A 16,133-nucleotide genomic window follows, 5' to 3' on the forward strand; every position below is an offset into this window, starting at 1 on the left:
GAAAATTTTCGAGATTGTGCAGTTTTACGGGCTATAAAAGGGTGATTAAAACTCGTTTTAAATTACAGAACAAGCACTTTTATTTTCTTTTACCAAAGGTTTAAGCCCAAGATTTTGAAACATCTGCATATCTTCTGACAATCCTGGATTTGGCGTTACCAATAAAGTTTCGCGTTCTCCTGTAAAAATAGAATTGGCACCTGCCATAAAACACCAAGCTTGTTCTTCTTCGGTCATTTCGATGCGTCCGGCGCTCAAACGAACAATAGAAGCAGGCATCACAATACGCGCTGTAGCTATCATTCGAACCATATCCCAAATAGGCACTTTCGGATTGTTTTCTAGCGGAGTTCCTTTTACTCTTGCCAAGGCATTCACAGGAACAGATTCTGGATGAACAGGCATTGTTGCTAAAGTTAAGAGCATAGAAACTCTATCGGCATTAGATTCTCCAAGACCAATGATTCCGCCCGAACAAACCGTGATTCCTGCTTTTCTGACGTTATTGATAGTGTCAAGACGTTGGTCAAACTTACGCGTGCTGATTATTTCATCATAATAACTTTCAGATGTATCCAGATTATGGTTGTAAGCATACAAACCTGCTTCTTGTAAACGTACAGCTTGTTCTTCTGTAAGCATTCCGAGTGTGCAGCAAACTTCCAAACCAAGATCGTTTACACCTTTTACCATTTCGATAACACGGTCAAAATCTTTGTTATCACGAACTTCGCGCCAAGCGGCAGCCATACAAAAACGAGAAGAACCACCATCTTTTGCTTTTTGCGCATGTTCTAATACTTTTTCTGTCGGAAGAAGCGCCTGAACTTTGATATCCGTATGATAACGTGCTGCTTGTCCGCAATATGAACAGTCTTCTGGACAACCGCCTGTTTTTATAGAAAGTAATGTGCTAACCTGTATTTCTGAAGGTTTGTGCCATTCTCTATGTACGGTTGCCGCCTGATAAACCAATTCTAATAAAGGCTGATCGTAGATAGCTTGAATTTCTTCTTTTTTCCAGTCGTGTCTAATTTGCGTGTTCATTTATTTTGATATGCTTTAATGATTTTTGGTCAAATGTATCATTTTACTGTATCATCAAAATGTACCACTTTTTATATTTTGGGTAGACCGGTTAGAATAATAAAAATTTTAAACAGGAAGATTTTTCTCAAAAGCAGAACCAAACGAGAAAAAAGAATCGGTGCTTCCTACGCCTTCAATCTGGTGCACTTGTTCGTATAGAATTTTACGGAGTTCTTCATTATTTGCAGCTACTATTTTTATGAATAAAGCATATTTTCCAGATACCCAATGGCATTCTATTACTTCGGGTATTTCCTTAAGTTTTTCGGCAATGGAGTAGGAAAAACGAGCCTCTTTTGTAACAATTCCTGTATAGGTAATAGTTTCAAAACCAAGTTCTTTTGGATTTAATTTTACAGAAAAACTATTAATTACTCCTGCCTGTTGCAGTTTTTTGACTCTTAGATGCACCAGCGAATTGGAAATATTTAATTCTTTAGCCAAATCAGAAAATGGTATTCTAGCATTCTCGCTGAGTTTTTGTATGATTTCTCGATCTAAATAGTCAGTATTTTCATTCTTCTTGACCTTTGCCATAAGTGCTTTTTAATTGATGATTCTATTATTTTGACAATTCTTTTGTTAAAAATGGTTTTTAAAGTGTCAAAATTACAAAAAATAACATAACAAATGTCTAATTGTAAATAATCGTATTGTTATACTGTTATAATAACAGTTATATATATAGATTTGTGTCATAATAACACTATTTTAACTTAACTACAAAATGAATAAAGATCAACTACTTACAAAGCTGTGGGAGCAATATGTTGAAATTACTCCGTCGGCATTAAAAATTCATGAACTCCTGGAAGACAAGGGAGAAGAAATTAAAAATGATCATATCGCAATTCGTACTTTCAATGATAAGCGTGTGAATATCCAAGTTTTAGAAAAGCCATTTCTAAATGTTGGTTACGAGGCAAAAGGAGAGTATCATTTTGAAACCAAAAAGCTTTTTGCAAAGCATTACGAGCATGCAACTGATAAAGACGCACCAAGAATTTTTATTTCTGAACTGGAATTAGAAAAATGTTCTGCAGAATTACAGGCTACAGTGGCTAATTTACTAGACAGTTGTGATCAAAATGCGTTTAATAATCCAGAATTGATTTTAAGCGGATCTGTTTGGAACGGAAATTCACAAGCAGTTTACAAATCATTATTGGAAGAATCTGAATATGCGGCTTGGATGTATGTGTATGGTTTTAGAGCGAATCACTTTACAATCAATACCAATGCTTTAAAAGGATTTAAAACTTTAGAAGAATTGAATAATTTCCTAGAATCTAGCGGATGGGAATTGAATGCATCTGGAGGAAAAATTAAAGGAACTCCAGAACAGCTTTTGGAACAATCGAGCACATTGGCTGATTTATACGATATTGATTTTGAAGAAGGAACGTTAAAAGTGCCGTCATGCTATTATGAATTTGCATTGCGTTATCCGATGGCGAACGGAGAATTATATCAAGGTTTTGTGGCTTCATCAGCAGATAAAATATTTGAAAGCACCGATGTAAAGCTTCAAAAAACGTTATAATATTCATTTAGTATAAAAAGAACAATTAAAAGTCACAATGACGAATACAGAATTGCAGTTTGGTATAAAAGAAGCTTTAGAGCAGCTAAATATAAAAGAAGTTAATAATGGAACTTGGACAGGGCTTAATAATTTTTCTGATGGGGAAATTTTAGAAAGCTACTCGCCAGTAGATGGAAAATTAATCGGAAAGGTTAAAACATCAAGTGCAGCTGATTACGAAAAAGTAATGGAATCGGCGACTGATGCTTTCAAGCAATTTAGATTAATGCCAGCGCCTCAGCGTGGAGAAATCGTGCGTCAGTTTGGTGAAAAATTACGCAAAAATAAGGAAGCTTTAGGTAAACTGGTTTCTTATGAAATGGGAAAATCACTTCAGGAAGGTTATGGTGAAGTTCAAGAAATGATTGATATCTGTGATTTTGCGGTTGGACTTTCGCGTCAACTGCACGGATTAACAATGCATTCAGAAAGACCAGGACACAGAATGTACGAGCAGTACCATTCTCTGGGAGTTGTCGGAATCATTTCGGCATTTAACTTTCCAGTGGCTGTTTGGGCTTGGAATACGGCTCTAGCTTGGATTTGTGGCGATGTCTGCGTTTGGAAACCTTCAGAAAAAACGCCTCTTTGTGCAGTTGCTTGCCAAAATATTATGGCAGAGGTTATAAAAGAGAACAATTTGCCTGAGGGAATTTCATGCTTGATTACGGGAGATTATAAAATTGGAGAATTGCTAACCAATGATAAACGTATTCCGTTAATCTCGGCTACTGGTTCTACGCGAATGGGTAAAATTGTAGCGCAGGTAGTTGCAGGACGTTTTGGAAAATCGTTACTGGAATTAGGCGGAAATAACGCCATTATTGTAACGCCAGATGCAGATATTAAAATGACCGTTATTGGTGCTGTTTTTGGTGCTGTTGGTACAGCAGGACAAAGATGTACTTCTACACGCCGTTTAATTATTCATGAAAGCATTTATGAAAAAGTTAAAGAAGCTCTGATTTCTGCTTATGGACAATTGCGCATCGGGAATCCTTTAGACGAAAAAAATCATGTAGGACCTCTTATCGATAAGCAAGCAGTTGAATTGTATAATGATGCTTTGAAAAAAGTGGTAGAACAAGGTGGCAAAATTTTGGTTGATGGCGGAGTACTTTCTGGTGATGGATATGAAAGTGGCTGCTATGTAAAACCAGCAATTGCTGAGGCTGATAATTCTTTTGAAATTGTACAGCACGAAACTTTTGCTCCTGTCTTATACTTAATAAAATATTCAGGAACTGTTGAAGCTGCAATTGAAATGCAAAATGGTGTAATGCAAGGACTTTCTTCTGCAATTATGACAAATAATTTAAGAGAAGCCGAATTATTCCTGTCTGTTACAGGTTCTGATTGTGGTATTGCAAATGTAAATATAGGAACCTCTGGAGCTGAAATTGGAGGTGCTTTTGGCGGTGAGAAAGAAACTGGTGGTGGCCGGGAATCTGGATCTGATGCTTGGAAAATTTACATGAGAAGGCAAACCAACACAATCAATTATACTACAAGTTTGCCTTTAGCTCAAGGAATAAAATTTGACTTGTAAAATCTTTAGAGCCAGCTAAAGCTTAACAAAAAATAGCAACGAGAATACTGCATTTTGTTTGATAATGTTTTTTAAGGCATTATCAAGCAAGATGTATATACATGCAATACAAAAACTAAAAAATTAAAAACCTAAAAAATTTACTAACTTAAACCATTACCAAGATGAACAAAAAACTAATTAGGGTAATTTACTTTATTCCTCTGCTGTTATGTTTGTGGCTGCCAAACATCAGTTTTGCACAAGCACAAAAAACAATTTCAGGAAAAGTGACGGATGACAAAAATAATACGTTGCCTGGCGTAAGTATTTCGATCAAAGATTCTAAATACAATGCTGGGACAGATATTGATGGAAATTATACCTTAGTGTATCCATCGACGTTAGAGAATCCGATTATTGTTTTTTCTTATGTAGGATTTATATCCATAAGTGAGAGTATAAACAATCGTTCAGAACTTAATGTATCTATGCAGGAAGAAACCAATAAATTGAATGAAGTTGTTATTATTGGTTATGGAACTCAAAAGAAAAGTAATGTTACGGGAGCTATTTCTACAGTTAAAAAAGAAAGTCTAGAAACTCGTGCGACAACAAGTCCATCAGAAGCACTTCAGGGCTTAGTTGCAGGTGTGAACGTGCAAAAAAGCGGTGGTGTTGCAGGTGCTTCAGTAAGTGTGAAAATTCGTGGTGTAAATACTTTTGGAGCAACAGAACCACTTTATATCATTGACGGTTTTCAGGGGTCTATTAATACTATAAATCCAACCAATATAGAATCTATGGAGGTTCTTAAAGATGGTGCCGCAGCTGCAATTTACGGATCTGTCGCTGCTAATGGTGTAATTATCGTAACGACTAAAAATGGACAAAAAGAAGGTGTAAAAGTAGATTTCAGTTCTTTTTTAAGCATTACAAATCCATCAAAAACATTAGATATGTTAGATGCTGACGGTTATCGTACTGTCAATAAAAGAATGTATGATGAGTACAATAAATATGCAACTTCACCAAAACCGCTTCCAGCTTATATTACAGCACCATCAGATGTAAATACAGATTGGCAGGACGAAGTTTTCCGTTCTGGTTTTACACAAAACTATGGTTTAGGAATTCAGGGAAGACAAGGAGATTTTAAATTTGCGCTTTATGGTAATTTCGTGAAGCAAAAAGGTATTGTAATAGATAACGAATTTGGTCAGCAAACAGGTAGTGCGAGAGTTAGTTTTAAAAAATCAATTTTTGATATCGATGCAAAAATGGCGTACATGGGAACGCAAAATGCATTACCAAATTTTCAGCTAAAAGAAGTATATACCATGGCTCCTTTAGTTCCTGTTTATGACGATACAGAGGAATACGGTTACGGACTAGCAAATAAAAATGGTTTGCCAGCAGGAACAAACCCAGTTGCTGAAGAGCATTTTAAGAAAAGTAATGATATCGGACAAGATATCACGGCAAATATTTCGGCAACGGCAAACATTGCACCTTGGTTAAAATACAAACTGGCTTATTCTTACCGTGTAAAAAACAACCAACAGACAGCACATTTCCCTCCATATATTGCTAATCCAAAAGAGGTTCATCTTTACCCAATGCAGACAGAGTTGAGAACAACTTGGAATGAGCAAATCTTAGACAATATTATTACTATTGATAAAACTTTCGGAAAACATGTTTTTGGTTTAATGTTGGGTAATACTTTTAACAGTCAGGCATCAAACTGGAATCAGGTTAGCGTTGAAGGAAAAACAACTGATTATACTGTAGAAAACGGACAGTTGGTTTCTATCGACCGTCCTTCTGGATTCCTTGATCCTGGTTTTGAAACAATTGGTGCTGGAAGAGGAGGAACCTATTCTGCTGACGGCTCAAAATTTGAATACAACAGAGTATCTTTCTTTAGTAGGTTAAACTACTCTTACAATGATCGTTACCTGCTTCAGGTGACAGTTAGAAAAGATGGTTCTTCTAAGTTTGGAGAAGATAGCCGTTGGGGAACTTTCCCTTCTATAGCTTTAGGATGGAAAATCGAACAAGAAGATTTCTTCCCAAAAGATATGATTCTTTCTACTTTAAAATTGCGAGCAAGCTGGGGACAATTGGGTAACGAAGCGGCTTTAGGATATTATTCTGCAAATACGCTGATCAAAACAGGTAATTCTTTAGGGAACGGTTATGTTCAGGGCGTAGGAAGCAATCCTTGGCCGGGTAGTATTGCAACAGCATTAGAAAATAGAAATCTGCAATGGGAAACTACAGATTCCAAAAATATCGGTTTAGATTATACGCTTCTGAATGGAAAAATTAGCGGATCTATGAACTACTACTATAATGTAACAGACAATTTATTGATTACAAAAAAACTTGCTCCATCTGCCGGAATTGATGATCCCGTTCTTAACGTAGGTAAAATTAGCAATAGAGGATTTGAGTTTGAAGTAAATTACCGCGATCAGGTAAATGAGTTTAAATACAATGCTGGATTAAACCTTACGACGCTTAAAAACAAAGTAGAAGAATTGGCTAATGACGGACAAACTATTTATGGAGAAGGATTGAAATACGGAGACGAGCACTTTCCAACACAAGCTCGTGTAGGAAGCCCAATAAGCGGATTCTATTTATATAAAACAGATGGTATTTTCCAATCTGCTGAAGAAGTAGCGGCTCACAATAAAAACGGTGTTTTATTACAGCCAAATGCACAGCCTGGAGATATTCGTTTTAAAGATTTGAACGGAGATGGTGTTATAGATGAAAATGATAAAGCTTATGCTGGAACAGGATTGCCAAAACTAGAAGTAAACCTTAGTTTAGGTGCTAGCTATAAAGGATTTGATTTTTCTGCTTTGATAGGAAGCGGATGGGGTAATAAATTATACAACGGAAACAGATATTTTTATGAGTCTATGAATGCTGGAACTAACATGTTAGCTTCTACATTAAACTCATGGACACCAGAAAACCACAGTAATATTCCGCGTGCAGTATTGCAAGATCCAAACGGAAACAGTCGTGAATCAGATCGTTTTCTTGAAAGTGGAGATTTTATCAGAATGCGCCAATTGCAATTTGGATATACTATACCAAGCAAAATGTTAGGTAAAGCAAAAATCGACAAACTTAGATTTTATGTAAGTGCCGAAAACTTGTTTACTATCACCAATTATTCAGGAATTGATCCAGAATTCTCTCGTAGTTCGGTAGTTAACACAGGTGTTGACCGTTTTGTTTATCCATTTACAAGATCATTTGTTTCTGGAGTTCAGTATATATTTTAATTCTATTTAATAAGACATTATCATGAAAAAGATATTTTTAATAGTATCCGCTATAGGTTTATTCACGTTTGCAAGCTGTGATGACTATTTGGATAAACAATCTCCAGATGAACTTACATCAGATAATTTCTGGAGAAATAAGGCTGATGCCGAATCGGCTTTGGCTTCAACTTATTCACAATTAGAATGCGCTGTTGATGAATGGGCTTTCGCTGAAGTAAAATGGCCAGTTGAGGCTTATCGTGAAGACATAAACGAATTAGGAAGCGATGCATTAAACTACCAAAACTGGGTTGAACTTTCTACTTTTACCTACACAAACGGAAACAGCCAGTTTACTAGCTATTGGAGAATTAACTACAGAGGAATTAGTAATGCCAATCAGGTTATTGATAAATTGCCACAGGTTCCTGCATCAAAAATAAGCGATGAAGATCGCAAGCAAATTGAGGCAGAAGCTCGTTTTTTACGTGCATACTACCACATGAAATTGATTTTGAACTGGGATAAAATTTATATCAGAAATAAATACGTTACAAAAGAAAGTGATTTAAATATTCCTTTATCAAGTCGTGCAGAAGCTTGGGATTTTATTACAAGCGAATTTAAAGCTGTAGCAGCTATTTTGCCTGCAAAACAATCTGCAGATAAAACAGGACGTGCAACAAGTGGCGCAGCAAATAGTTATTTAGGATTTGCGTATTTGACAAGATCTTATGAAGAAGCATCTCAAAAACAAGCTTTCCTAAATGAAGCACTTACGGCATTTAGCAAAGTGCAAGGTTATGAGTTAGTTAAAGATTACGTTTCTATGTTTGACGGAACAATGAAAAACACTAAAGAATCGATTTTTGAACTTCAGTTTTCAGAAACTACAGCAAACGGAGCGTTCTATCGCAATGCACTTCATTACTGGATGGCAGCGGCTGAGCTTGGCGGATGGGATGAAATTCTTCCAAGCCCAATGCTTGTAAATGAATTCAAAAAAGAGGGAAAAATTGCGACAACAGGAAACTATGATTCACGTTTTTACAGCACAATTTTCTTTAAAGATCCTTATTTTAATGATGCTAATAATCCATTGGTATTAGGAACAACTTACGATGATAAATTTGGAGATACAGATAAACCAGTATATCGTAAATTTATTCCAAGCACACAGGAAAAAATGGATCAGGAGTTTACAGCAATCAACATTCCTTTAATGCGATATTCAAATGTATTGTTGATGCAGGCTGAAGCTCTAAATGAATTAGGACGTCCAGCAGAAGCTATTCCGTATATCAACAAAGTTCGCGCTAGAGCAGATATGCCAGCAATGACAGGAACAAGTGGTGCTGAAGTAAAAGCGCAAATCGAACACGAAAGAATTTTAGAATTCCCTCTTGAAAATTTCCGTTTTTACGATTTACGTCGCTGGGGGAAAACAAAGCAAGCTCTTGATGCAGTTGGACGTACAGGTTTTGACGCAGCTAAGAACAACTTTTACCCAATTCCATTAACAGAATTACAAACGAATTAATTCTCAAAATGATTTAAATATTTAAAAAGAATAGCCTATATTTCTTGGCTATTCTTTTTATCTAAAGATATTGGTCTGCTCAGTAAAATGGGCTGACCTATAGCTATATAACAACACAACACAAAAAACGACACAACATGAGCAAAAAGAAAATACTTTTTATTCTTTCATCCCTCTTTCTAATACAATCAGGTTGGTCTCAAAAAAACTTTCCAAATTTAGAATCTGCTAAAAACAGCATTAATTATAAAGGAAATCCATCAAACGCAACGGATAGAAAACCATTAGCATTCTCAGATAAAGGAGCTTGGTTTGCATTTGGATTTTTAGAAGGTTCAAATGTTCAGGCAGGATTTTCAGGACCTTTTTTGATGACAGAACAAAACGGAGTTTGGTTAAGTCCATCATTTGTTTCGCTAGAACTAAAAGACGAAAACAAACAAGAAGTAATCAACTGGAAAAGTTCATTGGTTTCACAAAACAGTTTCAACAGCCATTTAGAACAACAGTTTAAAAATGACAAATTAGAAGTAAAACAGCAATTGGTATTTTTATCAGGTCATTCGGCTTTGCAAAAAACAAGCATTACAAACAAAAGCACAAAATCAATCACTATTTTTCCTTCGTATAATGCGTCTCTTTTTTTGGATGATTTACAATTGTCTAATGAAAAAAACACTTTAAAAATTGTTTCTACAAAAAGCACTGCTGTAGGATATGTTCAGTTTTTAAAAATAAATCCTGAATTTGAAATCACCAAACAAGGATTCAAAGCACAGACAGAAAAATTGGTTTTAAAACCAAATGAAACCAAAGAAATTATCGTTTCACAAAGTTTTATTTTTCCACAATATTCTTGGAAAACAGAAAATGAAACGATACAAAAAACGGTATTTACTACACTGTTAAACAACACACAAAAAGAAAAAGAAAAACTGTTGGCAGACCTTATTGCCAAAAAGAAAAGTATTTACAAAGATCAGATTTATTCAGATTTTGCAGCAAAATTGGTATTGACTTTACAAAACAACACAAGAATTGCAGCTGAAGGATTAAAACACGGAGGTCTTTTTCCGAGTTATAATTACGAATGGTTTCACGGTTTTTGGGCTTGGGACAGCTGGAAACATGCCGTTGCAGTAGCGAATTATGATACCGAATTAGCCAAAAATCAAATGCGTGCTTTGTTCGATTATCAGGATCCAAATGGTTTTATTCCAGATTGCATTTACAGAAATAATCTTCTTGAAGAAAACAATTATAGAAATACAAAAGCACCGCTTGCTGCTTGGGCAATTTGGAAGATTTATGAAAAAACGAAAGATGCTGATTTCATAAAAGAGTTTTATCAAAAGCTTACATTATATCATAACTGGTGGTACAAAGAACGCGATCATGATCAGGATGGTTTATGCGAATTTGGTTCGACAGATGGCACTGTAATCGCCGCAAAATGGGAAAGCGGAATGGATAATGCTGTGCGTTTTGATGATAGCAAAATCTTGAAAAATGACGAAAAAGCATATTCGTTAGACCAGGAAAGCGTTGATTTAAATTCGTTTTTATTTGCTGAGAAAAATTATCTGAGTAAAATGGCAACCGTTTTAAAATTAAATGATGAAGCGAAAAAATGGAAAGACGAAAGCGACGCATTAAAACTGAAAATTCAAAAGCAATTTTGGGATGAATCAACAGGCTGGTTTTATGACACGACAATTGACGGCAAAACATTGATAAAAGCAATGGGATGTGAAGGATATTGTCCAATTTGGGCAGAAGTTGCTACTGCAGAACAGGCTAAATCAGCAAAAAACAATATGATTGATCCAGCTAGTCTGAACACTTTTGTGCCTTTGCCAACATTGGCAGCAAATCACCCAAAGTTTAAACCTGATAACGGATATTGGAGAGGGCCAATTTGGCTTGACCAAAGTTATTTTGGTATTAACGGATTGGAAAAATACGGTTACTCAAAAGAAGCAAACGAACTGGCACATAAACTGATGCATAATGCAGAAGGTGCTTTGGATAAAGGAACTACCATAAGAGAAAATTATCAGCCTTTAAACGGAAAAGGATTAGAAGCGTTTAACTTCAGCTGGTCGGCTTCACATTACTTAATGCTACTTTTAGAAGATAAATAATAAAAAGTCAAGATTTAAACACATAGAAACATAGATCGGTAGATTTGTAATAGGAACGTTAAAAGATGTTTCACTTTTCTAAAGCAAACATAGCTATGTGTTAGAAACTAGTTTCTTTCATCTATCTTTTTAGAAATAAAAACTATGTCTCTATGTGTTTAATTTAACTTAATAAATAACAACAGCTAACTATGTTTAACCACAATATATCTTTCACAAAAATAATAGCAGCAGGCTTGTTTGTTGCAGGCTGCAATTTGACGCCAGTTTTAGCCCAAAGTAAGAAAAGCACAACTACAGAAAATAAAGATCCGCAGCGATTTTTCTCCAAACCTGATTTAATGCAGATTGGAGTTTATTATTATCCAGAGCAATGGCCAAGAGAACAATGGGAGCGTGATTTAAAAAACATTAAAAAACTAGGTTTTGAGTTTACGCACTTTGCTGAATTTGCATGGACTTTTTTGGAACCTGAAGAAGGAAAGTATGATTTTAAATGGCTAGATGACGCATTAGCCATTGCCGAAAAACAAGGTTTGAAAGTAATCATGTGTACGCCAACGCCAACTCCGCCAGCATGGATGGGAGAAAAGTATCCTGAAATCTATTTGGTAGATGCAAGCGGAAGACGCAGAGAACATGGTAACAGAGCTAATCAATCTGTGTCTAATGAGAAATACAGAGAATTTGTAGCTAAAATTGTTACTGAATTAGGAAAAAGATACGGTAATAACAAAAATGTAATTGGCTGGCAGGTTGATAACGAACCAGGAGCGCCAGACGATTTTAGTCCATCAGCACAAAAAGGATTTCAGAAATGGTTAAAAACGAAATACGAAACAATCGAAAAATTAAATGCGGAGTGGGTAGCGAGTTTCTGGAGCATTAGGTACAATAATTTTGAACAGATCGCGATTCCAAATGCAGAGATTTATTTTGAAGATAAACTTAGTCCGCATGCTATTCTAGATTTTAAAAGATTTACAGCAGATTCTCAAGCTGAATATTTGAATTTACAAGCTGAAGTCCTTCGAAAATATATCGACCCAAAACAATGGATTACGACAAATTACACCAATGTAGTTTACGGAGCTGATCCAAGGAAAACAGATAAAATGGATTTTGCAACTTACACGATGTATCCTGTAAGCGGTAGAAATCAGTTAGGCGGACAAAATTTCAGAATGGGACATCCTAATAAAATTTCGGAAGCCAATGATTATTACAGATCTATAAATGGCGTTACGGGCGTAATGGAAATGCAGCCTGGACAGGTAAACTGGGCAAGCATTAATCCGCAGTTATTGCCAGGAACAGTCCACATGTGGATTTCTCAGGCTTTTGGCGGTGGCTGTTCTTTTACTTGTACGTATAGATATAGACATCCGCTAGGAAGCAGTGAAATGTATCACGATGGAATTGTTGGTACAGACGGAGTAACTTTAACCACTGGAGGAAAAGAGTTTGTACAATCTATTGAAGACATGAAATTGCTTCGTAAAGAATACAATCCGAAAGCAGTTATTCCGCAAGAAATAGCAAAAAGAAAGACAGGATTTTTATGGAGCCACGAGAATCTGTGGGATTTAGAAAATCAGAAACAAACCGAATTTTGGAGTACTTGGAGACATAGAAATATTTATACTTCAGCAGTAAAATCAACTGGTGCGCCAATGGATTTTATTACAGAAGAAAGTGATTTTTCGGCTTATCCGTTTATTGTTGCGCCAGCGTATCAGTTAGTTGATCAAAAATTGGTAGACAAATGGACGAAATATGTTGAAAATGGCGGAAATTTAATCCTTTCTTGCCGTACGGGACAAAAGGATAAAAATGGTCATTTTTTCGAAGCCAATTGGAGCGGACCAATCGTGCCTTTAATCGGTGCAGACGTTGAGTTTTTTGATATGCTGGTTGAAGATGTAAACGGAACTATAACTGCAGGAAATAATACCTATAAGTGGAATGTTTGGGCTGATGTTTTAAATCCGAAACAAGGAACTGAAGTTTTAGCTTCTTACGCCGATCAATTTTACAAAGGCAAAGCGGCTGCGATTACCAGAAAATTAGGAAAAGGAACCGTTACGTATATTGGAGCTGAAAGTAAAGATGGAAATCTGGAGAGACAAGTGGCAAGAACAGTATATGAACGCGCAAAAGTTGCCATTGAAGATTTGCCAAAAGGGGTTTATGTAGAATGGCGTGATGGTTTTTACGTGGGTGTAAATTATACCAATGAAACTATAAATCTGCCAATTCCTGATGGAAGCAAAATATTAGTGGGAAAAAATCCATTAGAACCAGCGCAAGCTGTTATATGGAAATAAAGTTTTCCACGAATATTTTTTAATAAAGTTGCCACGAATTACACTAATTTACACGAATTATAAATCTTTCTGCAAGGTTTTTAAAACCTTGCAGGATAATATAAAAAGAAAAAAATTAGTGAAAATTGGTGTAATTCGTGGCTAAAAAAAAGAATAAATAACTTAAAAGAATAGCAATGATTTTTTCAGAAGCAGTTATTCAGGACTTAGTAAAAGAACATTACGGATTAAATGTAACCGTAAAAGCATTAAATGGATATGATGAATTGAATTTTCTTTTATCTGATGATAAGAATGAAAAGTACATTCTAAAAGTATCAAATGAGAGCCATTCATTTCCATTTTTAGAAGCGCAGGCTGCCATCATGAGACATCTTGCCAAAAGTGATATTTCTGATTGCTTTCAGCATTTCTGCCTGAATACAAAAGGAGAGGAGCTGACTCAGATTATAACAGATTCTCAAACTTATTATATTAGAATTCTAAACTTTTTAGAAGGCACTTTTTGGGTAGATGAAAAGAATAAAAACAGTCAGCTGCATTACAATTTAGGTTCGTTTTTAGGTAATATGGATGCTGAGCTGGCGAATTTTTCTCATCCGGCAATGCATCGCAATTATACTTGGGATATTAGCCGTGCCAGTGAAGCAGGAGATAATCTAAAGTATATTCTAAATCACGAAAGAAGACGTATAGCGGGTTATTTTTTATTGCAGTTTGATACAGAAGTAGTGCCACAATTGCACAGATTGAGACATGCATACATTCATAATGATGCCAACGATTATAATGTTTTGGTAAAAGACAATCGCATCAGCGGTTTGATTGATTTTGGTGATATGGTGTATACGGCTTTAATCAACAATCTAGCGATTGCTTGTGTCTATGCGATGCTTGATGAAAAAGATCCGTTGGCTGTAGCAACAAAAATTGTTGAAGGATACCATAATTCGTATGCGCTTACCGAACAAGAATTAGATTTATTGTATTATCTCATTGCAGGAAGACTTTGCATCAGCGTGACGCAATCTGCTTATAATGCATCATTGGATAGTGACAACGAACATCATTTTGTGACCGAAAAACCAGCTTGGGATTTGTTGTATAAATGGATAAAAATAAACCCAATTAAAGCACAAGATGCGTTTAGAAAAGCATGTGGTTTTGACGGATTAATCAATAATGATGATTACTCAGAACTTCTTGAAGTTAGAAAAAAGAAAATAGGAAGAAATTTAAGCATTGGCTACAAAGACAAACTAAAAATTGTAAAAGGAGCTTTGCAATATTTGTATGATGACAAAGGAAGAACTTTTGTTGATTGTGTGAATAATCCTTCGCATGTGGGGCATTGCCATCCGGTTGTGGTTAGAAAAATGCAGCATCAAATAGCTACTTTAAATACAAATACCAGATATTTAAATGATGCCATAACAGATTACGCAGAAAAATTGACGGCAACTTTACCTGAAAAATTAAGTGTCTGCTATTTTGTAAACTCTGGAAGTGAAGCCAATGATTTGGCCATTCGTATGAGTCGTCATTTTACCAAACAAAAAGATATTATCGTACTCGATCATGCGTATCACGGAACTTCGACCGTAGCAATGGAAATGAGTCCGTATAAATTTGATAGCAAAGGAGGTTCTGGCCAAATGCCGTGGATTCATAAAGCAGTTAATCCAGATTTGTATCGTGGTCCTTATAAATATGGAGATGCAGAAGCAGGCGAAAAATATGCTAAAGATGTACAGCGAATTATCGAAAACTTAAAGAAAGAAGATAAAGCGCCAGCAGTTTTTATCTGTGAAACTTTATTGGGAGTTGGAGGTCAGATTCCGTTGCCAGAAAATTATTTAAAAACAGTTTACGACTACGTTCGTGCAGCAGGAGGAGTCTGCATTGCAGATGAAGTTCAGGTTGGTTTCGGAAGAATTGGAGATCATTTCTGGGGATTCGAATTGCAAAATGTTGTTCCAGATATTGTTGTTTTAGGAAAACCAATTGGAAACGGACATCCGCTTGCAGCTGTAATTGTAACCGAAGAGATTGCAGAGGCTTTTAATAATGGTTTGGAATACTTCAATACTTTTGGGGGTAATCCTGTTTCTATGGCTACAGGATTGGCTGTTTTAGATGTTATTCAAGAAGAAGAAATGCAAAAGCATGCTCTAGAAACTGGAAATTATTTGATGGACGGACTAAAAGGTTTAATGGCTAAATATCCTATTATCAGTGATGTTCGAGGACACGGTTTGTTTATTGGTGCAGAAATGGTAAAAGATAGAATTACCATGGAGCCAGCCATTCCTGAAATTGATATTGTAGTAGAAAAACTAAAAGCCAAAGGTTATTTGTTAAGTACAGACGGACCTCTGCATAATGTTTTAAAAATAAAACCGCCAATGCCATTTAATAAACAAAATGCTGATGAAATGATTGAGTTATTAGATATAGCATTAAGCGAATTATAGATTTTCTTTAACACATAGAAACATAGTTTTTTATTTTGTGAGAAAGACGTTTCACTTAGCATGAATGCACATAGCTATGTGTTAAGAAACGAGTTTCTTTTTTATTACCTTTTTTAAAAATAAAATCTATGTTTCTATGTGTTAAATCAATAGTTA

General features: G+C 35.6%; 9 protein-coding genes. 7 read left to right on the forward strand and 2 right to left on the reverse strand.

All coding sequences use genetic code 11. The annotated features are described in order from the left end of the window. Positions 1-57: 57 nt before the first annotated feature. Both bioB and DMA14_RS03540 read right to left on the reverse strand, forming a co-directional pair. Complete coding sequence (gene bioB, locus DMA14_RS03535; RefSeq protein WP_111423181.1) at positions 58-1,047, reverse strand: biotin synthase BioB; 990 nt, start codon at positions 1,045-1,047, stop codon at positions 58-60. 108 nt (positions 1,048-1,155) lie between these two features. Beyond that, positions 1,156-1,626, reverse strand: a complete 471-nt coding sequence (locus tag DMA14_RS03540; protein WP_111423183.1) for an Lrp/AsnC family transcriptional regulator — start codon at positions 1,624-1,626, stop codon at positions 1,156-1,158. 190 nt (positions 1,627-1,816) lie between these two features. Here DMA14_RS03540 and DMA14_RS03545 point away from each other — a divergent pair, with 190 nt between their 5' ends. The 7 genes from DMA14_RS03545 (at position 1,817) to DMA14_RS03575 (ending at position 15,977) form a co-directional block, all read left to right on the forward strand. Then, positions 1,817-2,632: a DUF1338 domain-containing protein gene (locus tag DMA14_RS03545; protein ID WP_111423185.1), complete on the forward strand. Its 816-nt coding sequence runs from the start codon at positions 1,817-1,819 to the stop codon at positions 2,630-2,632. A gap of 37 nt (positions 2,633-2,669) precedes the next feature. Beyond that, entirely contained in the window at positions 2,670-4,223 is a 1,554-nt protein-coding gene (gene amaB, locus DMA14_RS03550; protein WP_111423187.1) for an L-piperidine-6-carboxylate dehydrogenase, read from the forward strand. Between the two features lie 164 nt (positions 4,224-4,387). Next, positions 4,388-7,510 carry a SusC/RagA family TonB-linked outer membrane protein gene (locus DMA14_RS03555; RefSeq protein WP_238989908.1) on the forward strand — a complete coding sequence of 1,041 codons (3,123 nt, stop codon included), beginning with the start codon at positions 4,388-4,390 and terminating at the stop codon, positions 7,508-7,510. 22 nt (positions 7,511-7,532) lie between these two features. Further along, positions 7,533-9,032: a RagB/SusD family nutrient uptake outer membrane protein gene (locus DMA14_RS03560; protein ID WP_111423189.1), complete on the forward strand. Its 1,500-nt coding sequence runs from the start codon at positions 7,533-7,535 to the stop codon at positions 9,030-9,032. 137 nt (positions 9,033-9,169) lie between these two features. Then, a complete protein-coding gene (locus DMA14_RS03565) occupies positions 9,170-11,176 on the forward strand; it encodes an MGH1-like glycoside hydrolase domain-containing protein (RefSeq protein ID WP_111423191.1) in 2,007 nt (668 codons plus the stop codon). A 191-nt stretch (positions 11,177-11,367) separates the two neighbouring features. Next, positions 11,368-13,503, forward strand: coding sequence for a beta-galactosidase (locus DMA14_RS03570; protein ID WP_111423193.1), 2,136 nt, complete (start codon positions 11,368-11,370; stop codon positions 13,501-13,503). 176 nt (positions 13,504-13,679) lie between these two features. After that, entirely contained in the window at positions 13,680-15,977 is a 2,298-nt protein-coding gene (locus tag DMA14_RS03575) for an aminotransferase class III-fold pyridoxal phosphate-dependent enzyme (RefSeq protein ID WP_111423195.1), read from the forward strand. Positions 15,978-16,133: the final 156 nt, after the last annotated feature.

It is taken from the genome of Flavobacterium sharifuzzamanii (genome assembly GCF_003254585.1).
Classification (GTDB): Bacteria; Bacteroidota; Bacteroidia; order Flavobacteriales; family Flavobacteriaceae; genus Flavobacterium; species Flavobacterium sharifuzzamanii.